Raw genomic sequence first — 21,670 nt, forward strand, 5'->3', positions numbered from 1 at the left:
CCCCAGCGGGAGCAAGCTCCCTCGCCACAGAGATTTGTGCAGCCTAGAACGAAGGCGCTTGCCGCCGCCGCTTCCACTGACTCAGCCGCTGCTGCAAATTCAACGGGCTATGAATCTGCTGCTGCCGCGCCCGGCTGAACAAAATCAGCACCAGCTCCGCCGTCGCCAAGGCATCGGCACTGGCGTTATGCCGTTCGAAGACCTCCAGCTTGAACCAGTCGATCCACTCGTCCAGCCCGGCTTCGCGAAAGTGCGCCTGCGGGCACAGCAGGGGCGCGATGTCTGCCACATCCAGAAACGGATGCTGCAACTTGTAGCCCAGATGTTCTTTCAGCGCACGCCCCAGCATGTGCTGGTCGAACGGCGCATGAAACGCCAACACCGGACTGTCGCCGACGAACTCCATGAATTCGAGCAAGGCCTGCACGGGGTCGCTGCCGGCGGCAATGGCGCTCGGGCCCAGACCATGAATCAACACGCTGGGGCCGAGTTTGAGTTCGGTGCATTGCAACGTGCGCTCGAATTGCTGGCTGAAATCGATCGCCCCATCCTCGATCACCACCGCGCCGATGGACAGCAGCCGATCCTTGTTCAGGTTCAGCCCGGTGGTTTCCAGGTCGAGCACCACCCAGCGTTGCTCGCGCAGGCTGCAATCGCCCAGCTCGGCCACGGCAGGCAAGCGCTCCAGACGTTGTTGCAGTTCGCCGGGCAAAATGGGGCTTACCGGCCGCAGCCATGAAAACAGGCTCATAACTGATACCGCAGGGTCAGGCTGCTTTGCAGGCGTTGGGCCTGGCGCAGGGATTCACGCAGGATGCGTCGGTCCAGATGATTGAGGCTGTCGGGATCGACGCGGTTGGAGTAGGGCAAATTCTCCCGGGTCTGTAGCTGATGTTGCTGCATGCGGGTTTGCTGGATGAAGTGATACGCCTCTTCGTACGCCGCGCCGTCGAGCCGTTCGATGACCTCTTTGTCCACCAATTGGCGAAAGCGCTCCAAGGTATTGTTGGTGTCGATGCCGTGGGCCAGGGCCAGCACTCGAGCACCGTCGACGAAAGGGGTGAGGCCCTGGAGTTTCAGGTCGAGGGTGGCTTTCTCGCCATTCTTGCGAGCCAGCACGAATTCGCGGAAACGGCCTACGGGAGGGCGGTTACGCAGGGCGTTTTCGGCCATCATCCGCTGGAACAAGCGGTTGTCGCCGACCTGATCGAGAATGCCTTGGCGTAGTTGCTCGCAGCCTCGCTCGTCGCCCCAGACCACACGCAGGTCGAAATAGATGCTCGACCCCAGCAGATTCTCCGGTGTCGCCTCGCGGATAAACGCCGCAAAGCGTCGCGCCCATTCGGCCCGGGACAAACACAGCTCGGGATTACCGGCCATGATATTGCCCTTGCACAGGCTGAAGCCGCACAGCGCCAGGTTCTGATTGATCTGTTGGGCGATGGGCAGCAACTTGCCGCGAATCTCGGCGGCGTGGGCCGCGTCGCGGGCTTCGAACAGAATGCCGTTGTCCTGATCGGTGTGAAGCGTCTGCTCGCGGCGGCCTTCGCTGCCAAAACACAGCCAACTGAATGGCACGCCGGGGTCACCTTTCTCGGCGAGCACCAATTCGATTACCCGGCATACGGTGTGGTCATTGAGCAGGGTGATGATGTGGGTGATCTGGGTCGAGGACGCGCCGTGGGCCAGCATCCGCTCCACCAATTGGCCTATTTCGCCGCGCATCACCACCAGGTTTTCCAGCTTCTGGGCACTGCGAATAGTCCGCGCCAGATGCACCAGATCGACCCTTTGCAGGGAAAACAGGTCGCGCTCCGAGACCACGCCGCACAGGCGCTGGTCCTTGACCAGGCAGACGTGGGCGATATGCCGCTCGGTCATGGCAATCGCGGCGTCGAAGGCGCTGTGGTCCGGCGTCAGGTAAAACGGCGCCCGGGTCATGTGCCCTTCGATGGCTTCATTGAAATCGCTGGTGCCGTTGGCCACCACATGTCGCAAGTCGCGCAGGGTGAAAATACCCAGCGGCGCCTTTTGCTCATCGACCACCACAATGCTGCCGACTTGCTGATCGTGCATCAGCGTCACGGCTTCACGCAGAGGCGTGATCGGGCTGCAGGTCACCGGGTGACGCATGGCCAATTCGCCCAACCGGGTATTGAGCGAGTACTGGGTGCCGAGGGTTTCCACGGCTTTTTGCTGGACTTGCTGGTTGACCTGATCCAGCAAACTGCTGACACCGCGTAGGGCAAAGTCGCGAAACGGGCTGGAAAGTGCGAACAGTTTGATGAACGCCAGCTTGTTCAGCTGTAGGCAAAAGGTGTCTTCGGCCGCCAGATGTTCGGTGCGAGTCGCCCGCTCTCCCAACAGCGCGGCGAGGGGGAAACACTCGCCGGTGGTAATTTCGAAGGTGGTTTCGGTCCCGCCCTTGGCCGTGTGCGGACGTTCGCCCACAACCCGGCCCTGTTTGACGATGTAGAAGTGCTCAACCGGGCCATCGGCAGGTTTGATGATGCTTTCGCCGGGGCCATAAAAACGCAGCTGACATTGCTCGACCAGATAGGCCAAGTGGGCATTTTCCATCTGATTGAACGGCGGGAAGCGCTGTAGGAATTGCAAAGTGCCCTGGATGTTCTGCAACACCGCGGTTTTCCCTGCCTGGGTGAAGGCGTCCGCTTTACTCATAACCATTACCGCAGTCTTTTTCTGATTGTTGTGTCGGATCGTTACAGGCATGGTCGGCCCCTGCGGGCAGGGTGCCCATTGGACGTAAGTCTAGGTAGGCAGTGCAGCGACCGTAATATGGGAAATGTCTGACACAACTGTGGGAAAAACCTCCTACATTGTCTATTGGAAATGTTTCCGACGAAGTGCACATTGAAGTCTGCTGAGCGATGTCTGACCACTGTGTCAGGGATCGAATCGAAAACGTTGAGAGAGCCATGTCCGACCACGATATTTTGAGTGATGCCGAGCGCGAAGCGCTCAGTGCCGTCATGTTGGAACCAGACTTACCGCCGCAGCGGGTGTTGATCGTCGATGACGATAAGGACTCCAGGGAATTGCTGTCGGAAATTCTGGGACTGGACGGCATTCACTGCATGACGGCGGCCAGTGGCGAAGCGGCGCTCAAGTTACTGGAGACGAAGTCATCGATTGGGTTGGTGATTACCGATCTGCGGATGGGGCACGTCGATGGCCTGGAACTGATCCGCCAGGTGCGAGACTCGGCGCGTGCGGCGTTGCCGATCATCATCGTCTCCGGCGACGCTGACGTGAAAGATGCGATCGAAGCCATGCATTTGCATGTGGTGGACTTTCTGCTCAAACCCATCGATAGCGGCAAACTGCTTGAATTGGTCAAGCATGAGCTGGGGATTGATGTGTAGCGCGGACCTCCAGGCTGCTCAGCTTTTGTGGCGAGGGGGCTTGCTCCCGCTGGGTTGCGAAGCAGCCCCAAATCCAGCAATCCCAATGTGCCTGATACACCGCATACACAGGATTTACGACTGCTGCGCAGCCGAACGGGGGCAAGCCCCCTCGCCACAGAAGTAGCATGCACAAACAAAAAAGCCCTGATCTTTCGATCAGGGCTTTTTCATGTCCGGCGTCAGCGTTTACTCAAAGGCCATTGGCAGCCTTGAACTCGCGACGACGACGGTGCAGAACCGGCTCGGTGTAGCCGTTCGGCTGTTTGGTGCCTTCGACCACCAGTTCGACCGCCGCCTGGAAGGCGATGTTGCTGTCGAAGTTCGGTGCCAGCGGACGGTACAGTGGGTCGCTGGCGTTCTGACGGTCAACCACCGGCGCCATGCGCTTGAGGCTTTCCATGACCTGATCTTCAGTGACGATGCCGTGGCGCAGCCAGTTGGCGATGTGTTGGCTGGAAATACGCAGCGTCGCACGGTCTTCCATCAGGCCGACGTCATTGATGTCCGGCACTTTCGAGCAACCCACACCCTGGTCGATCCAGCGCACCACGTAACCGAGAATACCCTGGGCGTTGTTGTCCAGTTCGTTCTTGATCTGCTCCGTGCTCCAGTCTGGATTGACGGCCAGCGGGATGGTCAGGATGTCGTCCACCGAAGCGCGAGCACGTTTGGCCAGTTCGGCCTGACGGGCGAACACGTCGACCTTGTGATAGTGCAGCGCGTGCAACGCGGCGGCAGTCGGCGATGGAACCCAGGCAGTGTTGGCACCGGCCATCGGGTGAGCGATTTTCTGTTCGAGCATCGCTGCCATCAAGTCTGGCATGGCCCACATGCCTTTACCGATCTGGGCGCGACCTTGCAGGCCGGTGCTCAGGCCGATGTCGACGTTCCAGTTCTCGTAGGCGCTGATCCACTTCTCAGCCTTCATGTCGGCCTTGCGCACCATCGGGCCGGCTTCCATGGAGGTATGGATTTCATCGCCGGTACGGTCGAGGAAGCCAGTGTTGATGAACACCACGCGCTCGGCGGCAGCCTTGATGCAGGCCTTGAGGTTGACCGTGGTACGGCGCTCCTCGTCCATGATCCCGACTTTGAGGGTGTTGCGCGGCAAGTCGAGGACGTCTTCGATGCGACCGAACAGCTCGTTGGTGAACGCAGCTTCTTCCGGGCCGTGCATCTTCGGCTTCACGATATAGACCGAGCCGGTGCGGCTGTTCTTGCGCGAGCTGTTGCCGTTGAGGCTGTGGATCGCCGCGAGGCAAGTCACCAGACCGTCGAGAATACCTTCCGGTACCTCGTTGCCGTCTTTATCGAGGATCGCGTCGATAGTCATCAGGTGACCGACGTTACGCACAAACAACAGCGAGCGACCGTGCAGGCTCAGTTCGCTGCCATCGAGGGCGGTATAGATGCGATCGGCGTTCATGGTGCGGGTAAAGGTCTGACCGCCCTTGGAAACTTCTTCCGACAGATCGCCCTTCATCAGGCCGAGCCAGTTGCGGTAGATCACCACTTTGTCATCGGCATCGACCGCGGCGACCGAGTCTTCGCAGTCCATGATGGTGGTCAGCGCGGCTTCCATCAGGATGTCTTTGACGCCGGCCGCATCGGTCTGGCCGACCGGGGTGCTGGCGTCGACCTGGATTTCGAAGTGCAGGCCGTTGTTCTTCAGCAGGATCGCGGTTGGAGCGGCTGTATCGCCGTGGAAACCGATCAGTTGGGCATCATCGCGCAGGCCGGTGTTGCTTCCGCCTTTGAGGGCGACCACCAGTTTGCCGTCAATGATCTTGTAGCCTGTGGAGTCGACGTGGGAGCCGGCTGCCAGTGGCGCGGCTTCGTCGAGGAAGGCGCGGGCGAAGGCGATGACCTTGTCGCCGCGAACCTTGTTGTAGCCTTTGCCTTTTTCCGCGCCGTCCGCTTCGCTGATGGCGTCGGTGCCGTAGAGCGCGTCATACAGCGAACCCCAGCGGGCGTTCGAGGCGTTGAGCGCGAAGCGCGCATTCATTACCGGTACCACCAACTGTGGGCCGGCCATGCGGGCGATTTCGTCATCGACGTTTTGTGTCGTTGCCTGGAAATCGGCCGCTTCTGGCAGCAGATAACCGATGTCTTGCAGGAAGGCTTTGTAGGCCACCGCATCGTGCGCAACACCTGCACGAGCCTGGTGCCAGGCATCGATACGTGCCTGGAAATCATCGCGTTTGGCGAGTAGGGCTTTGTTCTTCGGCGCCAGGTCATGGATGACCTTGTCGGCACCGGCCCAGAACGTGTCGGCGGTGAGGCCGGTACCGGGAATGGCTTCGTTGTTCACGAAGTCGAACAGGACTTTGGCGACCTGCAGGCCACCGACTTGAACGTGTTCAGTCATTGCTTGCCTCACTCTGCTCAGCTATTTCGCTTTTCAGCTCTTCAATTTAACAATGAAGCCTCTGGCCATTTAAACCACAAACCCATCTACCAGTACATGCCATTGCTGGCGGCTGGGTTCGATCCGATCAACGGCTTTGCGGCCTTGCTGACAGGGCTTTCAGGGGTTGCGACGGCACCTGCGGCAGACATCGATCCAGCGTTATGTAGTGCGCGCTGCGGCATACTACATGATGAATTGCGGTTGTGAAAATTAGACTAATTACGTCGTTCTGCGACCCCATGACGCATTGCGGTCAGGTCGGGGAACGGGATGTTCTCAAAAAACTATTGGATTGTTCCAGTTAAATATAAAAACTTGTACACATAATCTTCAGTGCCCTGCTATGGGGCGTTGCTTTTGTGGCGAGGGAGTTTGCTCCCGCTGGGACGCGAAGCGGCCCCCTGCATTTATCCAGATAGACCGCATTCGCTGATTTTTGCGACTGCTGCGCAGCCGAACGGGGGCAAGCCCCCTCGCCACAACCAGCCCCTTGCCTATACTTGTTTTTCTATAACAAAAGTCATGACCAGAGGGCTGCGCCATGGACCATCTCGTACTCACTGTAATTGCTCCAGACAAGCCCGGGCAGGTCGAGCGCATTGCTCAATGCATTGCCGAGCACGGCGGCAACTGGCTGGAGAGCCGCATGTCGCGCATGGCCGGGCAGTTCGCCGGGATTCTTCGGGTGGGTGTGCCGGCCGAGGCCTACGACGAACTGGTAGACGCCCTACAGAGATTGGCGGATCAAGGGATCCGCGTGCTGATCGCCGAAAGTGGCATCGAGCAGTCCTGCACCTGGAAGCCGATTGCCATGGAGCTGGTGGGCAATGATCGTCCGGGCATTGTGCGAGACATTACGCGTCTGCTGAGTGAGCAGGGCGTGAACCTGGAGCAATTGGTGACCGAAGTTCGACCGGCGCCCATGAGCAGCGAGCCGCTGTTCCATGCCGAGGCGATTCTTGCGGTGCCACTGACATTGTCGTTGGAGGTGCTGCAATCGCGCCTGGAAACCCTGGCGGACGATCTGATGGTCGAGTTGGTGCTGCGCAGCGAACCCTGAAAAGGTTATCCAAGTTATACGTGCACCTGCCTGTGGATAACCTGTAGAGACACCTCGCCAGGCCACGTCGGCCGGTGCTCTTCAGGATCTGATCAAAAAACCAGCAGTTTCAGTGACTTGCGCACAAACGCCGGGGATCACACTGTGGATAACCTTGGGAAGGATGGATGCAGGCCACGGGAGACGTGGCCTGTAGAGGTTTGTACGTTTTCTGATCAGCGGCGGCGGCGCAGGCTTATCCACGCGTCGACGCTGTAAACTGCCAGACCGGCCCAGATAAAGATGAACGCCACCAGCGTGCTGGACGACAAGTGCTCGCCAAACAGCAGAACGGCTTGCAACAACACCAGCGTCGGCGCCAGGTACTGGAGAAATCCGAGGGTGGTGTAGGGCAAGTGCCGTGCGGCGGCGTTGAAACACACCAGCGGCACCAGCGTCACCGGACCTGCAGCCACCAGCCACCAGGCTTCAGAGGTGGTCCAGAATTCGGCTTGCGCACTGCTCGCTGTCGGATTGAACAGCAGCCAAGCGACGGCAATCGGCACCAGCATCCAGGTTTCCACCACCAGCCCCGGCAGCGCCTTGACCGGTGCCTGCTTGCGGATCAGTCCGTAGAAGCCGAAGGTCAATGCCAGTACCAGCGACACCCACGGCAGACTGCCGACTTGCCACACTTGCTGCGCAACACCGACCGCCGCCAGACCAACCGCCAGCCATTGCATGCGCCGCAGCCGTTCGCCGAGGATCAGCATTCCCAACAGCACGTTTACCAACGGGTTGATGTAGTAACCGAGGCTGGCTTCAAGCATGCGTCCGTTGTTCACCGACCAGACGTAGGTCAGCCAGTTGGCGGCGATCAACGTGCCGCTCAGGGCCAGGATTGCCAGCCGCCGCGGATTCTCACGCAGCTCACGCCACCAGCCGGGATGCTTCCAGACGAGCAACAGCAAAGCACCAAACAGCGCAGACCAAAGCACTCGGTGGATGATGATCTCCACGGCGGGTACGTTGGCGATGGCTTTGAAGTAGATCGGGAACAGGCCCCAGATGATGTAGGCACTCAGGCCCAGGATGTACCCGCGACGCGGGTTGGCGGCTTGCATGAGAATCCTTGCTTAGGCAGCTAACAAAGAGGGGATTGTAAGGAGATTTGTTTACGAATGTCCTGACTGAATAGGTAGGTCATTTGTGAACACAAAACCTGTGGGAGCGAGCTTGCTCGCGATAGCGGTATGTCAGTCAATGATGTGCTGAATGTTTCACCGTCATCGCGAGCAAGCTCGCTCCCACAGGATCTCTGGGAACTCAAAACAATTTCAACGGTTCTTCATTAAGCGCAGCCAATTGCTCACGCAGCGCCAATATCTGATCGCCCCAATAGCGTTCAGTGCCGAACCACGGAAAGCTGCGAGGGAAGGCCGGGTCATCCCAGCGACGTGCGAGCCAGGCGCTGTAGTGCATCAGGCGCAAGGCACGCAGCGGTTCGATCAGCGCCAGTTCCCGCGGGTCGAAGTCGTGGAATTCGTTGTAGCCGTCCATCAATTCCGACAACTGTCCCAGACATTCTTGACGATCACCCGCCAACATCATCCAGATATCTTGCACCGCCGGGCCCATGCGGCAGTCGTCGAGGTCGACGATGTGGAACATCTCGTCGCGGCACATCATGTTGCCGGGGTGGCAATCGCCATGCATGCGGATGTTCTGGTGCGGCGTGGCCTTGTAGACCTCTTCGACGCGTTTGAGCAGGTCGCGGGCCACGGACTCGTAGGCCGGCAGCAAACTTTTGGGTACGAAATTGCCTTCGAGCAGGGTCGTCAGCGAGTCCTGACCAAAGTTCTTTACCCCCAGCGCTTCACGGTGTTCGAACGGTTTTGTAGCACCGACCGCGTGCAGGCGACCCAGCAGTTGGCCCAGGCGATACAGCTGGTCGAGATTGCCCGGCTCCGGCGCACGGCCGCCACGGCGGGGGAACAGGGTGAAACGGAAACCGTTGTGTTCGTGCAGGCTGGCACCGTTGTGAATCATCGGCGCGACCACCGGTACGTCGCACTCGGCGAGTTCGAAGGTGAATTGATGCTCTTCGAGAATCGCTTCGTTGGTCCAGCGCTGCGGACGGTAGAACTTGGCGATCAGCGGCTCAGAGTCTTCGATGCCGACCTGATAGACACGGTTCTCGTAGCTGTTGAGCGCCAGAATGCGTGCGTCGCTGAGAAAGCCGATGCTTTCGACGGCATCGAGCACGAGGTCTGGGGTGAGCGTTGCAAACGGGTGGGCCATGCTGACTCCTGCGCGCAGCAGGCTGCCGCGTCCGGCCAAGCATGGTAGCGCAGACGGGGCTTCTTTAGTGGTTGGGTTGAGGTAAGTGTTGTTCGCACCGACGCCTTCGCGGGCAAGCCCGCGAAGAGGCCCTGTCAGGCGCCGACGATCCCGCCATCCTCGCGGGAAATCGCCATCACCGAAGACCGCGGCTTGCCATTGGGCAGATGCTCAGGGAACGTCGACCCACCGTTTTCCCCCGGATGCTGAATCCCGACAAACAAGGTTTTCTGATCCGGCGAGAAGCTGATCCCCGTCACCTCGCAGCCCACCGGGCCGACCATGAAACGACGGATCTCGCCCGTTACGGGGTCGGCACAGAGCATCTGGTTATTGCCCATACCCGCGAAGTCACCGGCGTTGCTCGAATCGCCATCCGTGAGAATCCACAGGCGCCCGTCCTTGTCGAAGCCCAGGCCATCCGGACTGTTGAACATGTTCTGCGGGGTAATGTTCGACGAACCGCCCTTCGGCGTACCGGCGTGGACGCCCGGGTTGCCGGCAACCACAAACAGGTCCCAGGCAAAGCTTTTCGAGCCGTGATTGTCGCGGTCGGTGCGCCAGCGCAGAATCTGCCCGTAGACGTTTTTCTCGCGCGGGTTCGGCCCGCCCACCGGCTGGCCTTCTTCGCCACGTTTGGCGTTGTTGGTCAGGGTGCAATAAACCTGGCCATCCTTGGGGCTGACAACGATCCATTCCGGACGGTCCATGCGCGTGGCGCTCACAACGCTGGCGGCGAGGCGTGCATGAATCAGCACTTCGGCCTGGTCGGCAAAACCGCTGCTGGCATCGATGCCATTCTTGCCATGGGTCAGTTCGATCCACTGACCCTGGCCTTTCGGGTGATCGGCGTTGCCGTCGCCCGCGTCGAAACGCGCCACGTATAAAGTGCCGTGATCCAGCAGGTCGCGGTTGGCTTTGGGGTTTTTGTGGTTGATCTTGTCGCGGCTGACGAATTTATAGATGAACTCGCCACGTTCGTCGTCGCCCATGTACACCACGGCGCGACCGTCGTTGGTTTCGGCCAGGGCGGCGTTTTCATGTTTGAAACGGCCCAGCGCGGTGCGTTTGACCGGCGTCGACTGCGGATCGAACGGGTCGATTTCCACGACCCAGCCGTGGCGGTTGAGTTCATTGGGGTTTTTCGCCAGATCGAAGCGCGGGTCATGTTGATGCCAGTTGATGTCTTTGCTGGCCGCCACCGCGCCGTAGCGTTTTTGCGCGGCGTCGAATTTCTGCTCGGCATTGCTGCTGCCGAAGCAGTCGGTGAAGTTCTCTTCGCAGGTGAGGTAAGTGCCCCACGGCGTCTTGCCATTGGCGCAATTCTGGAAGGTGCCGAGGACGTTCTTGCCGTGTTTGTCGGCGCTGGTTTTCATCAACTCGTGACCGGCCGCCGGACCGCTCAGGCTGATCGGCGCGTTACCGTGAATGCGCCGGTTGTAGCGCGAGCCCTGGACGAACTGCCATTGGCCGTTCCTGCGCTGCACTTCGATCACCGACACGCCTTCACAAGCCAGGGCCTTGCGCACATCTTCTGCCGATTGCGGCGTGCCGCCGTGGGGGAAGAGGTAACGGTAGTTGGTGTATTCGTTGTTGATCGCCATCAGCGCCCGGTCTTTGTCACCGGGGAATTCGAACAAGCTCATGCCGTCGTTGTTGTCGCCGAACTGGACTTCCTGCGCCTGGGCCGTGCCGTTGCCGCTCGGGTCGAAAGCCGGGCCATTTTTTTGCAATGGCTGCCCCCAACTGATCAGAACCGAAGACTTGTAGCCAGGCGGCAGGGTAATGGCGTCGGTCGTGGCGGCGGCGATGCTGGCGAAACCCAACAGTTTGCTGGAGCCGGCGCTGACGCTGGCGGCCAGCACACTGCGACTCAGCAAATTGCCACCGAGAAACATCGCTGCACCGCAGAGGGCGCCAGCGCTGATGAAGCCTCGACGGCTGAGGCCAACCATCTTTTCGAGGTCGGTGGGTTGGTTGTCTTCTAATAAGCTCACATCAGGCTCCCTGCGGGTTTTTGCAGTCACCTTAATGGTGATCGATGAAGGTTTTGTTGCAGCCGCTGCATTGATTTTTCGTCGTTTGATCTAGAGCGGTGTGCCCAGCAGGATGTTGGACGGCGCGAATTGCACCAGCACCGGTTTATCAACGGCAAGCTCGAGGGTTTTCAAGTGCAGAGGCTCGGCCAGGGCGCAAAGTGTCTGGCCATTAGGCAAGCCGATGCGCACTTCGCTGGGGCCGTCATCGGCGTCGAGGACTTCTTCGATCATGCCCTTCAGGCAATTGTTGCCGGGCGTCGCGGCTTGATCGATGGCCAGCAGTTCCAGCCAGCCAGCCTTGATCAGTGCCACCACTTCGGTGCCGGCTTGCAGTTCCAGACGCAGAGTGCTGTCGTGGGTGATCTGCGCATCGATACGCAAGCCTTCGGCCAGTTCAAGACGGATCCGGTCGTTGCGTCCCTGTGCATCGATCGCCACGACCTTGCCGTGCAGTTGATTGCGCGCGCTGGTTCTGAGCATCAGGCGACCGAGCAGGTCCAGGTCACTGGCCTCTTCAGCAGCTTCCAGCACCTGGGCCTGCAAGGCTTGCAGCTTTTGATACAGACGCAACACGCGCTCGCCTTCGCTGGACAGTTTGGCGCCACCGCCGCCCTTGCCGCCGACACTGCGCTCCACCAGCGGTTTCTGCGCGAGGTTGTTCAGCTCGTCGATGGCATCCCACGCCGCTTTGTAACTCAGGCCCGCGCTTTTCGCGGCGCGGGTGATTGAGCCTTGTTCGGCGATGTGTTGCAGCAGCGCGATGCGCTGCGGGCGACGGACAATGTGCTGGGACAACAACGTAGGCAAGGACATGGCGAGACGCTTTGGGCTGTGACGATGGATAGGACGTTGGCGGCTTGAGGTGCGGGAGTCAAGTCAGCCCTCATCGCCAGGTTTGGGTGTACGGGCCAGGCAGTAGACATCGACTCGCGCGGCCCCCGCATCCTTCAACAAGCGAGCCAGGGCCTGGGCGGTGGCGCCGGTAGTCAGCACGTCGTCGATCAAAGCGAAGTGGCGACCCTTGATTGAGGCCGCGGGCGCCAGGGCAAAGGCGTGGCGCAGGTTCTTTTTACGGGCGTCGGCATTCAGCTCTTGTTGCGCGCTGGTGTCCTGGACTCTCAGCAACAGCGTTTCATCACAAGGAATGTCGAGGCTGACGCTAAGCCAGCGGGCGAGCATCGCTGCCTGGTTGAAACCCCGCTGGCGCAGACGTTTGGTGGCCAGAGGTACCGGTATCAGCGCCTCGGGCCGGTCCAGATCCTCATCAAAACGATGTTGCAGGAATTGAGCGAGAAGTTCGGCGAGCAGGCGGCCAAATGGCCATTTCGCGCTGTGCTTAAAGCGCGTGATCAAACTGTCGACAGGAAAGCTGTAAGTCCAGGGTGCGGCGACTCGTTCGAAGGCCGGTGGTAGCTTTAAACATTGGCCACACGTCAGGCCCGCCGCCGGTAAGGGCAGGGCGCATGTTTGGCAGTGATCGCCAAGCCAAGGCAGGTCAGTTTCGCAGGCCATACAGATTGGCCTGATATCCTCGGCCGCTTCGTTGCAAAGTAAGCAGTGTTGGTTATTGTTTAACCAGATGTAAACCGGTCCTACGTAACGTGGTTGACAGCGCATCACTCTTCCTTAAATATGCCGAACATCCGTGTCGCGTCTGTGGGTATTCCATTCCCCAGCCGCTTGCCAAGCATAAACAAGGAAACGCCCATGAGCGCCAGCACCACTGCAACCCTGCGTCATGATTGGTCTTTGGCCGAAGTCAAAGCTCTCTTCGTTCAGCCATTCAACGACCTGCTGTTTCAGGCGCAGACGGTGCACCGCGCGCATTTCGACGCCAACCGCGTTCAGGTGTCGACGCTGCTGTCGATCAAGACCGGTGCGTGCCCTGAAGATTGCAAATATTGTCCGCAGTCCGGCCACTACAACACAGGCCTGGAAAAAGAAAAGCTGATGGAAGTGCAGAAGGTCCTCGAAGAGGCCGCTCGTGCCAAGGCCATCGGTTCGACCCGTTTCTGCATGGGCGCGGCGTGGAAACACCCGTCGGCCAAAGACATGCCTTACGTGTTGGAAATGGTCAAAGGCGTGAAAGCCATGGGCCTGGAAACCTGCATGACCCTCGGTCGTCTCGATCAGGATCAGACCGTCGCGCTGGCCGAAGCCGGCCTGGATTACTACAACCACAACCTCGATACCTCGCCGGAATTCTACGGCAGCATCATCACCACCCGTACGTACAGCGAACGCCTGCAAACCCTGGCCTACGTGCGTGATTCGGGGATGAAGATCTGCTCCGGCGGCATTCTCGGCATGGGTGAGTCCCTCGACGACCGCGCCAACCTGTTGATCCAGCTGGCCAACCTGCCCGAGCATCCGGAATCGGTGCCGATCAACATGCTGGTGAAAGTTGTCGGTACGCCGCTGGAAAATGCCGACGACGTCGACCCGTTCGACTTCATCCGCATGCTCGCTGTCGCTCGCATCCTGATGCCGAAATCCCACGTGCGTCTGTCCGCCGGCCGTGAAGCGATGAACGAGCAGATGCAAGCCCTGGCGTTCTTTGCCGGCGCCAACTCGATTTTCTACGGCGAAAAACTGCTGACCACCGCCAACCCGCAGGCGGACAAGGACATGCAGCTGTTCTCGCGTCTGGGCATCCTGCCGGAAGCGCGCGAAGAGCACGCCGACGAAGTGCATCAGGCCGCCATCGAACAGGCACTGGTGGAGCAGAAGAGCAGCGAGCAGTTCTATAACGCTGCTGTCTGAAACCTTCACCGATTCCTCTGAAGGAATGCAAAACCCCTGTGGGAGCGAGCCTGCTCGCGATAGCAATTAGATATTCAACATAGATGTTGGAGTCATGGCCTCATCGCGAGCAGGCTCGCTCCCACAAGGAACTGCGTAGAACCTGTGGGAGCGTGGCTTGCCCGCGATGGCCGCGACTCGGTTTCCAGCCAAGTCCATTGTTCCTGCATCAGATTGTGAAATGACCTTCGAGGCCTGCATGTCTTTCGATCTCAGCGCGCGCCTTGCTGCCCGTCGTGCCGAAAACCTTTATCGCCAGCGCCCATTGCTCGAAAGCCCGCAAGGCCCGGAAGTGGTGGTCGATGGTCAGCCGTTGCTGGCGTTCTGTAACAACGATTACCTGGGCCTGGCCAATCATCCGCAAGTGATCGAAGCCTGGCGTGCCGGCGCGTCGCGTTGGGGCGTGGGTGGTGGTGCTTCGCATCTGGTGATCGGCCACAGCGGCCCGCATCACGCACTGGAAGAAGCCCTCGCCGAGTTCACCGGCCGCCCGCGAGCGTTGCTGTTCACCACCGGTTACATGGCCAACCTCGGCGCAGTCACCGCACTGGTCGGGCAGGGCGATACGGTGCTGGAAGACCGTCTCAATCATGCGTCGTTGCTGGATGCGGGGCTGTTGTCCGGTGCGCGTTTCAATCGCTATCTGCATAACGACGCGGCCAGTCTGGCCAAGCGCCTTGAGAAGGCCACCGGCAATACGCTGGTGGTCACCGATGGCGTGTTCAGCATGGACGGTGACATCGCCGACTTGCCGGCGCTGGCGCGGGAAGCCAAGGCCAAAGGCGCCTGGCTGATGGTCGATGACGCTCACGGTTTTGGTCCTCTGGGGGCCAATGGCGGCGGTATCGTCGAGCATTTCGGTCTGAGCCAGGAAGATGTGCCGGTACTGGTCGGCACCCTCGGCAAGGCGTTCGGTACGGCCGGTGCTTTTGTGGCAGGCAGTGAAGAGTTGATCGAAAGCCTGATCCAATTCGCTCGCCCTTATATCTACACCACCAGCCAACCGCCGGCGCTGGCCTGCGCGACGCTGAAAAGCCTGGAGCTGTTGCGCAGCGAACACTGGCGACGTGAGCATCTGCAGACGCTGATTCGCCAGTTCCGCAATGGCGCCGAGCAGATTGGCCTGGAGCTGATGGACAGCTTCACGCCGATCCAGCCGATCATGATCGGCGACGCCGGGCGCGCAGTGCGACTGTCGCAGATGCTGCGCGACCGCGGGCTGATGGTGACTGCGATTCGTCCACCGACTGTGCCCGCAGGCAGCGCACGCTTGCGCGTAACCCTGACCGCCGCTCACAGCGAGGCGCAGGTACAGCTATTGTTAAATGGACTGGCCGATTGTTTTCAACAACTGGGACCGGAGCCAAGCCATGCGTGATCGTCTGATTCTGCTGCCGGGTTGGGGTCTCGGGATTTCGCCGCTGGAACCCTTGGCGGCCGCCTTGCAGGGTTTGGATGAGCACCTGCGCGTCGAGATCGAGCCGTTGCCGGAACTGGAATCGAGCGACCTTGAAGAATGGCTCGATGAACTGGACTCGACGTTGCCACAGGATGCCTGGCTCGGTGGCTGGTCATTGGGTGGCATGCTGGCGTCCGAATTGGCGGCGCGACGCGGTGACCGCTGCTGTGGCTTGGTGACGCTGGCGAGTAACCCTTCTTTTGTCGCCCATGAGCAGTGGCCGAGCGCGATGCCCGGCGAGACCTTCGATGCGTTTCTGGCCGGCTGCAAGGCTGACTCGCGCATGACGTTAAAACGTTTTTCGCTGCTGTGCGCCCAAGGTGCCGAAGACCCACGCGGGCTATCGCGACTGTTGCTCGCTGGCGCACCGCATACGTCTTCGCCGGTGCTGATGAGCGGCCTGGAACTGCTTGCCCAGCTGGATACCCGGCAAGCGTTGCAAGCGTTTCGCGGGCCGCAATTGCATTTGTTTGGCGGCCTCGACGGGCTGGTCCCGGCCGAAGCGGCGGGGGATTTGCTGGCACTGCTGCCGGATGTCGAAATCGGCCTGATTGAACAGGCCAGTCACGCGTTTCTTCTGGAAGACCCTCACGGTGTGGCGGGGGCGATTCAGGCCTTTTTGCATGAGTCCGGTGATGACTGATTTGTCTCTTCCCAACCTGCCCGGCGGCTTGCCCGACAAACGCCAGGTGGCGGCATCCTTTTCCCGTGCGGCGGCGAGCTACGACAGCGTGGCCGAATTGCAGCGCGACGTGGGCAGCGAGTTGTTACGTCGGTTGCCGGAAGATTTTGTCCCTGCTCGTTGGCTGGATATGGGCTGTGGCACCGGGTATTTCAGCCGAGCCTTGGCGGAGAAGTTTCCTGCAAGCGCCGGAGTGGCGTTGGACATCGCAGAAGGCATGCTCAATCACGCCCGCCCCTTGGGCGGCGCGACCCACTTCATCGCGGGCGATGCCGAGCGCTTGCCGTTGCAGGACTCGACCTGCGATCTGGTCTTCTCCAGCCTGGCGGTGCAATGGTGCGCGGATTTCTCCTCGGTGCTCAATGAAGCGTATCGAGTACTTAAACCGGGCGGAATTTTCGCGTTTGCTAGTCTGTGTGTAGGCACTCTGTACGAATTGCGCGACAGCTGGCGTCAGGTGGATGGCATGGTGCACGTCAACCGCTTCCGCGAGTTCGGTGTTTACCAACAGCTTTGCGCGGGCAGCGGCTTGAAGGTCGTCAGCCTCGAAACGCAGCCGCATGTGTTGCATTACCCCGATGTCCGCAGCCTGACCCATGAGCTCAAGGCACTTGGGGCGCACAATCTGAACCCCGGTCGGCCGGGCGGTTTGACCGGCAGGGCGCGGATCCTCGGCCTGATCGAGGCTTACGAGCAGTATCGTCAGGCACAGGGACTGCCGGCGACTTATCAAGTGGTTTACGCCGTGTTGGAGAAACCCTTATGAGTGCAGCCTATTTCATCACCGGTACTGACACCGATGTCGGCAAGACCACCGTCGCCGCAGGTTTGCTGCATGCCGCGCGGTTGGCGGGCTTGAGCACGGCAGCGGGCAAACCGGTGGCTTCGGGTTGCGACCTGACGCCCAAGGGTTTGCGCAACGCCGACGCGCTGGCACTGTTTGCCGAGTGCTCGATACCGTTGACCTACGAGCAGGTCAATCCGGTCGCGTTCGAACCGGCGATTGCACCGCATCTGGCGGCGCGGGAAGCTGGCGTGGCGTTGACCGTGCAATCCCTGTTGACACCGATGCGACAGATTCTCGATATGCAGGCGGACTTCACCTTGATCGAAGGCGCTGGCGGCTGGCGAGTGCCGTTGGCGGATCAGGACAATCTGTCGGACCTGGCCATGGCGCTGGGTCTGCCGGTGATACTGGTGGTCGGCGTACGGTTGGGCTGCATCAATCATGCACTGCTGACAGCCGAAGCGATCGCACGGGATGGTTTGCAGTTGGCGGGGTGGGTGGCCAACATCATCGATCCGAAGACCTCACGCCTGGAAGAGAACCTCGCGACGCTGGCCGAGCGCATTCCCGCGCCGTGTCTGGGGAGGGTGCCGAAACTCAAGTCGGTGACAGCCGATGCGGTAGCCGAACATCTGCAGCTGGATCTGTTGGACTGATTGTTGGCTTGGGGTTTTACCTATGACAAGGCACTGTGCTATTAGTGTTTTTGTCGGGCCTTTTGTCGGCGTGTCTGGTTCAATGGCCGCTGTTGATCCTTTGTCGGACGAGTTCCCCCATGGAAATCTCAGGAAACACTGCTTTTTATGCTGGTCTGAGCACCATTCAGACAGGGCAGAACCGTGTCGATCAGGCTTCGGGTCAGATCGCCAACAACACCATCGAGCGTTCAGTCACCAGTCAATCCTCTGAGGTTCAGGTCGATCGCCTGCGCTCGGTAGACCGCAGCCAGCAATCGGATCTGGCCAGCAATATGGTCGAGATGTCCCAAGGCAAGTTCCAGGTGGAGCTGGGCGTCAAAGTTGCCAAGGCATCCGATGAAATGCTCGGTACGCTGATCGATACGTTCGCCTGATCCTGGTTGAGCGACAAACCAATGTCCTTTTAATGTGTACGCTCAATGGCTTGTGACTATTAAGCGTACGTGTGTGGCAAAAAATCAGAATCAGGACCCCAGGCGCCCCCATACTCTTGGAAAGCGAGGGCCGGTGAGAGAGCTCCCGCGACTACCCGAAATAACAACTCGTCCTGTCAGCTGAGTCGTCACATCGGTACAGTCACCGAAACTACAGTCGCTCCTAAAACCCTCTATTTCTCCGTTTTCGCTAACCCGTTCGTAAAACTCCATGGTCGTGTTTGCCATGTTGCCTCTACCTACGGCCACGATTTTTCCATCCGGTTGTATCGTAATGGAATGGAAGGACAAATCATTCAATGGGCGAGAGATCAGTAGAGGTTTCCCGCCATTGAATTGCTCGTCAAGTTTCTTGCCGTCGGCTTCGAGTCTGGCCAGCAGCCCGCTGCCGAGGCCGTCAGGGCCTTTTGCAGAGCCGGCGATGATGATTTTGTCGTCTTTCTGAACAGCAACCCGGCTGACAATATCGTCCAGAAAAAGCTTCTCGGTCGGTGACATTTCCCCTTGCTCGCCGGGCACCACAACATCGGCATAACCTGCTTGGCCAAAGGTATTGTCCAGAATGCCCTCAACCGTGTATCGAGCGACGGTCCGTGTTCTCTGTTGTTCGCCGTCATATCTCCAACTGCCCGCGACGATAATGCTGCCATTACTTTGGATCTGGACGTCACAGGCGTAGCTATCGCGGTCATGGAACTTGATATCGATGAATCCACGGCCTTCGCCAAAAAGTTTGTCAGCCTCGCCATCAGCTAGCAGACAAAACAGCCTGCTCAAAGGGCGACCTGATTGAAGTGTATAGCTCGCTGCTATGAGTATTTTTTGAGCCTTTTGCAGACAGCCATCTACGAACTTGTAGCGAAAATTTGGTGGCTTCGCATTTTCTGGTCCGGTAGTAATGACTTGGCGGCCAAACATCAGGTCGGGGCTGCCACTGGAGTTCAAGCGGGTGACGGCGGGCCTCACTGCTCCGGCTTTTAGCGAGTCACCGATGACCAGAATTTTTCCATCTTCCTGCAACAGTACGCGCATCGGCGCGGATTGGTCGCCATCTTCGAAGTTCCAGGTTGTTTCCTCGAATGAGCCATCTTTAGCTCCGTCGACGAGGTAACGCGATAACCGAAAACTGTCGCCGATCTGGGAGGCAAGAATCAGCTTGCCGTCTTTGTCAGAGGTGATTGAGTTTGCGGTGCCTCTTTCGCTGATCTCGATGTAGCCATCGGTAGCGAAGGTACGGTCGAGCTCGCCGGGGCTGCGAGGCTGACTATTGTCGCGAGTTTGCACTTCCATTTTGACTCTCCTGCAGTACGCATTTTCCATGACCACCATGGCCTGAAGCGCGACAGCTATAGTCAGTACATACGTTTTGCAGAGTTTCCGAACCTGTAAAAAATAACAGTTCATCATTCTTTAGAAGCCAATTCACATCCTTTGAGGGCCAATGGTGAGTGGTTTTCGGAAGATCGAAAGCCCCTTGCATGACGAACGGCAAAAGATCGGCGCTTGACAAGATTTAGGCGTAAACGTATGTTTCAAACAACTGTTTGACCGTCACAACAAATCAACGCGGTCGTTCATTCCCGGTTACATCAGCAGAGGTTTATCGCTATGCCTGACTACAAGGCCCCCTTGCGTGATATTCGCTTCGTTCGTGACGAACTGCTCGGCTACGAAGCGCACTATCAGAGCCTTCCGGCTTGTGCAGACGCAACTCCGGACATGGTTGACGCCATTCTCGAAGAAGGCGCCAAGTTTTGTGAGCAGGTGCTGGCTCCGCTGAACCGAGTGGGTGACACCGAAGGCTGCACCTGGAGCGAGTCCGGCGTTAAAACCCCGACCGGTTTCAAAGAAGCCTACAAACAATTCGTCGAAGGTGGCTGGCCTAGCCTGGCTCACGACGTAGAGCACGGCGGCCAAGGCCTGCCTGAGTCTCTGGGTCTGGCAGTCAGCGAAATGGTTGGCGAAGCCAACTGGTCGTGGGGCATGTACCCAGGCCTGTCCCATGGCGCGATGAACACCATTTCCGAACACGGTACGCCTGAGCAGCAAGAGGCTTACCTGACCAAACTGGTTTCCGGCGAATGGACCGGCACCATGTGCCTGACCGAACCGCACTGCGGCACCGACCTGGGCATGCTGCGCACCAAGGCCGAGCCTCAGGCCGACGGTTCCTACAAAGTTTCCGGCACCAAGATCTTCATCTCGGCCGGTGAACACGACATGGCCGACAACATCGTCCACATCGTTCTGGCACGTCTGCCGGATGCACCGGCCGGCACCAAAGGCATTTCCCTGTTCATCGTTCCGAAATTCCTGCCAAACGCAGAAGGCTCGATCGGCGAACGCAACGCTGTGACCTGCGGTTCCCTGGAACACAAAATGGGCATCCACGGTAACGCCACCTGCGTGATGAACTTCGACGCGGCCACCGGTTACCTGATTGGCCCGGCGAACAAAGGCCTGAACTGCATGTTCACCTTTATGAACACCGCACGTCTGGGGACTGCGCTGCAAGGTCTGGCACACGCCGAGATCGGCTTCCAGGGCGGCCTGAAATACGCTCGCGATCGTCTGCAAATGCGCTCGCTGACTGGCCCGAAAGCGCCGGACAAAGCCGCTGACCCGATCATCGTTCACCCTGACGTACGTCGCATGCTGTTGACCATGAAGGCTTTCGCCGAAGGCAACCGTGCGATGGTTTACTTCACCGCCAAGCAAGTCGACATCGTCAAGTACGGCGTCGATGAAGAAGAGAAGAAGAAAGCCGACGCATTGCTGGCCTTCATGACACCGATCGCCAAAGCCTTCATGACTGAAGTCGGTTTCGAATCCGCTAACCATGGCGTGCAGATCTATGGCGGCCACGGCTTCATCGCCGAGTGGGGCATGGAGCAGAACGTTCGCGACAGCCGCATTTCGATGCTGTACGAAGGCACCACAGGTATCCAGGCACTCGACCTGCTGGGCCGTAAAGTGCTGATGACTCAAGGCGAAGCGCTCAAAGGCTTCACCAAGATCGTCCACAAGTTCTGCCAGACCAACGAAGGCAATGCCGCGGTCAAAGAGTTTGTCGAGCCATTGGCTGCGCTGAACAAAGAGTGGGGCGAGCTGACCATGAAGGTCGGTATGGCTGCCATGAAAGACCGCGAAGAAGTTGGCGCGGCGTCGGTGGACTACCTGATGTACTCCGGTTACGTGTGCCTTGCCTACTTCTGGGCTGACATGGCGCGTCTGGCTGCCGAGAAACTGGCTGCCGGCACCACCGAAGAGGCGTTCTACACCGCCAAGCTGCAGACTGCGCGCTTCTACTTCCAGCGTATCCTGCCGCGTACCCGCACTCACGTCGTAACCATGCTGTCGGGCGCCAACAACCTGATGGACATGAAAGAAGAAGACTTCGCACTGGGTTACTAAGCCCTACTAAGTCCTTCATAAAGCCGCTGCTTCCTCGGGAGCAGCGGCTTTTTTGTGCCTGACGCAAACGGGCTGCGCTTGTAAATATTCCTGACTAAAACGCTAAGAAGAACACCATTGCTGCCGTTAAAGAGGATG

The 21,670-nt window shown here is 59.1% G+C and carries 19 protein-coding genes; 10 read left to right on the forward strand and 9 right to left on the reverse strand.

Annotated features, from left to right (window positions below; genetic code table 11):
- Window positions 1-43: 43 nt before the first annotated feature.
- Window positions 44-751 (reverse strand): 3'-5' exonuclease, encoded by a 708-nt coding sequence (locus ACZ3HH_RS10010; protein ID WP_465804254.1) that lies wholly within the window; start codon window positions 749-751, stop codon window positions 44-46.
- Complete coding sequence (locus ACZ3HH_RS10015) at window positions 748-2,688, reverse strand: putative nucleotidyltransferase substrate binding domain-containing protein (protein WP_465804255.1); 1,941 nt, start codon at window positions 2,686-2,688, stop codon at window positions 748-750. The genes ACZ3HH_RS10010 and ACZ3HH_RS10015 overlap by 4 nt, the downstream gene beginning before the upstream one ends.
- 251 nt (window positions 2,689-2,939) lie before the next feature.
- Here ACZ3HH_RS10015 and ACZ3HH_RS10020 point away from each other — a divergent pair, with 251 nt between their 5' ends.
- Window positions 2,940-3,386, forward strand: coding sequence for a response regulator (locus tag ACZ3HH_RS10020; protein ID WP_465804256.1), 447 nt, complete (start codon window positions 2,940-2,942; stop codon window positions 3,384-3,386).
- 232 nt (window positions 3,387-3,618) lie between these two features.
- Here ACZ3HH_RS10020 and ACZ3HH_RS10025 read toward each other — a convergent pair whose 3' ends face one another.
- On the reverse strand, window positions 3,619-5,796 hold the full coding sequence (locus tag ACZ3HH_RS10025; protein ID WP_465804257.1) for a malate synthase G: 2,178 nt from the start codon (window positions 5,794-5,796) through the stop codon (window positions 3,619-3,621).
- Here ACZ3HH_RS10025 and ACZ3HH_RS10030 point away from each other — a divergent pair.
- Together ACZ3HH_RS10030 and ACZ3HH_RS10035 are read left to right on the forward strand one after the other, a co-directional pair.
- On the forward strand, window positions 5,779-6,045 hold the full coding sequence (locus ACZ3HH_RS10030) for a hypothetical protein (protein WP_131816009.1): 267 nt from the start codon (window positions 5,779-5,781) through the stop codon (window positions 6,043-6,045). The two genes, ACZ3HH_RS10025 and ACZ3HH_RS10030, sit on opposite strands and share 18 nt — an antisense overlap.
- Window positions 6,046-6,379: 334 nt before the next feature.
- Window positions 6,380-6,898, forward strand: coding sequence for a glycine cleavage system transcriptional repressor (locus ACZ3HH_RS10035; RefSeq protein WP_052967399.1), 519 nt, complete (start codon window positions 6,380-6,382; stop codon window positions 6,896-6,898).
- Between the two features lie 215 nt (window positions 6,899-7,113).
- Here ACZ3HH_RS10035 and rarD read toward each other — a convergent pair whose 3' ends face one another.
- The 5 genes from rarD to ACZ3HH_RS10060 form a co-directional block, all read right to left on the reverse strand.
- A complete protein-coding gene (gene rarD / locus ACZ3HH_RS10040) occupies window positions 7,114-8,001 on the reverse strand; it encodes an EamA family transporter RarD (protein ID WP_465804258.1) in 888 nt (295 codons plus the stop codon).
- Between the two features lie 202 nt (window positions 8,002-8,203).
- The gene (locus ACZ3HH_RS10045) at window positions 8,204-9,178 is read right to left on the reverse strand and encodes a serine/threonine protein kinase (RefSeq protein ID WP_465804259.1); all 975 of its coding nucleotides are present in this window, start codon (window positions 9,176-9,178) and stop codon (window positions 8,204-8,206) included.
- Between the two features lie 134 nt (window positions 9,179-9,312).
- Entirely contained in the window at window positions 9,313-11,214 is a 1,902-nt protein-coding gene (locus ACZ3HH_RS10050) for a PhoX family protein (RefSeq protein ID WP_465804260.1), read from the reverse strand.
- A gap of 90 nt (window positions 11,215-11,304) precedes the next feature.
- Window positions 11,305-12,069, reverse strand: a complete 765-nt coding sequence (locus ACZ3HH_RS10055) for a TOBE domain-containing protein (RefSeq protein WP_465804261.1) — start codon at window positions 12,067-12,069, stop codon at window positions 11,305-11,307.
- Between the two features lie 63 nt (window positions 12,070-12,132).
- Window positions 12,133-12,873 carry a ComF family protein gene (locus tag ACZ3HH_RS10060; protein WP_465804262.1) on the reverse strand — a complete coding sequence of 247 codons (741 nt, stop codon included), beginning with the start codon at window positions 12,871-12,873 and terminating at the stop codon, window positions 12,133-12,135.
- A gap of 90 nt (window positions 12,874-12,963) precedes the next feature.
- Between ACZ3HH_RS10060 and bioB the strand changes: the two genes are divergently transcribed.
- The 6 genes from bioB to ACZ3HH_RS10090 all read left to right on the forward strand — a co-directional run bounded on the left by bioB (window position 12,964) and on the right by ACZ3HH_RS10090 (window position 18,058).
- Complete coding sequence (bioB, locus tag ACZ3HH_RS10065; RefSeq protein WP_465804263.1) at window positions 12,964-14,019, forward strand: biotin synthase BioB; 1,056 nt, start codon at window positions 12,964-12,966, stop codon at window positions 14,017-14,019.
- 238 nt (window positions 14,020-14,257) lie between these two features.
- Entirely contained in the window at window positions 14,258-15,436 is a 1,179-nt protein-coding gene (gene bioF / locus ACZ3HH_RS10070) for an 8-amino-7-oxononanoate synthase (RefSeq protein WP_465804264.1), read from the forward strand.
- A complete protein-coding gene (locus tag ACZ3HH_RS10075; RefSeq protein ID WP_465804265.1) occupies window positions 15,429-16,160 on the forward strand; it encodes an alpha/beta fold hydrolase in 732 nt (243 codons plus the stop codon). The genes bioF and ACZ3HH_RS10075 overlap by 8 nt, the downstream gene beginning before the upstream one ends.
- Complete coding sequence (gene bioC, locus ACZ3HH_RS10080; RefSeq protein ID WP_465804266.1) at window positions 16,153-16,965, forward strand: malonyl-ACP O-methyltransferase BioC; 813 nt, start codon at window positions 16,153-16,155, stop codon at window positions 16,963-16,965. Before ACZ3HH_RS10075 ends, bioC begins: the two co-directional genes overlap by 8 nt.
- Window positions 16,962-17,642, forward strand: a complete 681-nt coding sequence (bioD, locus tag ACZ3HH_RS10085) for a dethiobiotin synthase (RefSeq protein WP_465804267.1) — start codon at window positions 16,962-16,964, stop codon at window positions 17,640-17,642. The genes bioC and bioD overlap by 4 nt, the downstream gene beginning before the upstream one ends.
- A 119-nt stretch (window positions 17,643-17,761) precedes the next feature.
- Window positions 17,762-18,058 (forward strand): hypothetical protein, encoded by a 297-nt coding sequence (locus ACZ3HH_RS10090; protein WP_008076394.1) that lies wholly within the window; start codon window positions 17,762-17,764, stop codon window positions 18,056-18,058.
- Between the two features lie 90 nt (window positions 18,059-18,148).
- Here ACZ3HH_RS10090 and ACZ3HH_RS10095 read toward each other — a convergent pair whose 3' ends face one another.
- Window positions 18,149-19,408 (reverse strand): hypothetical protein, encoded by a 1,260-nt coding sequence (locus ACZ3HH_RS10095; RefSeq protein WP_465804268.1) that lies wholly within the window; start codon window positions 19,406-19,408, stop codon window positions 18,149-18,151.
- A 318-nt stretch (window positions 19,409-19,726) separates the two neighbouring features.
- On the opposite strand from ACZ3HH_RS10095, the gene ACZ3HH_RS10100 reads away from it, so the two are divergent.
- Window positions 19,727-21,532, forward strand: a complete 1,806-nt coding sequence (locus ACZ3HH_RS10100) for a phenylacyl-CoA dehydrogenase (protein WP_465804269.1) — start codon at window positions 19,727-19,729, stop codon at window positions 21,530-21,532.
- Window positions 21,533-21,670 lie beyond the last annotated feature (138 nt).

The organism is Pseudomonas sp. PME37.24/025 (genome assembly GCF_055556615.1).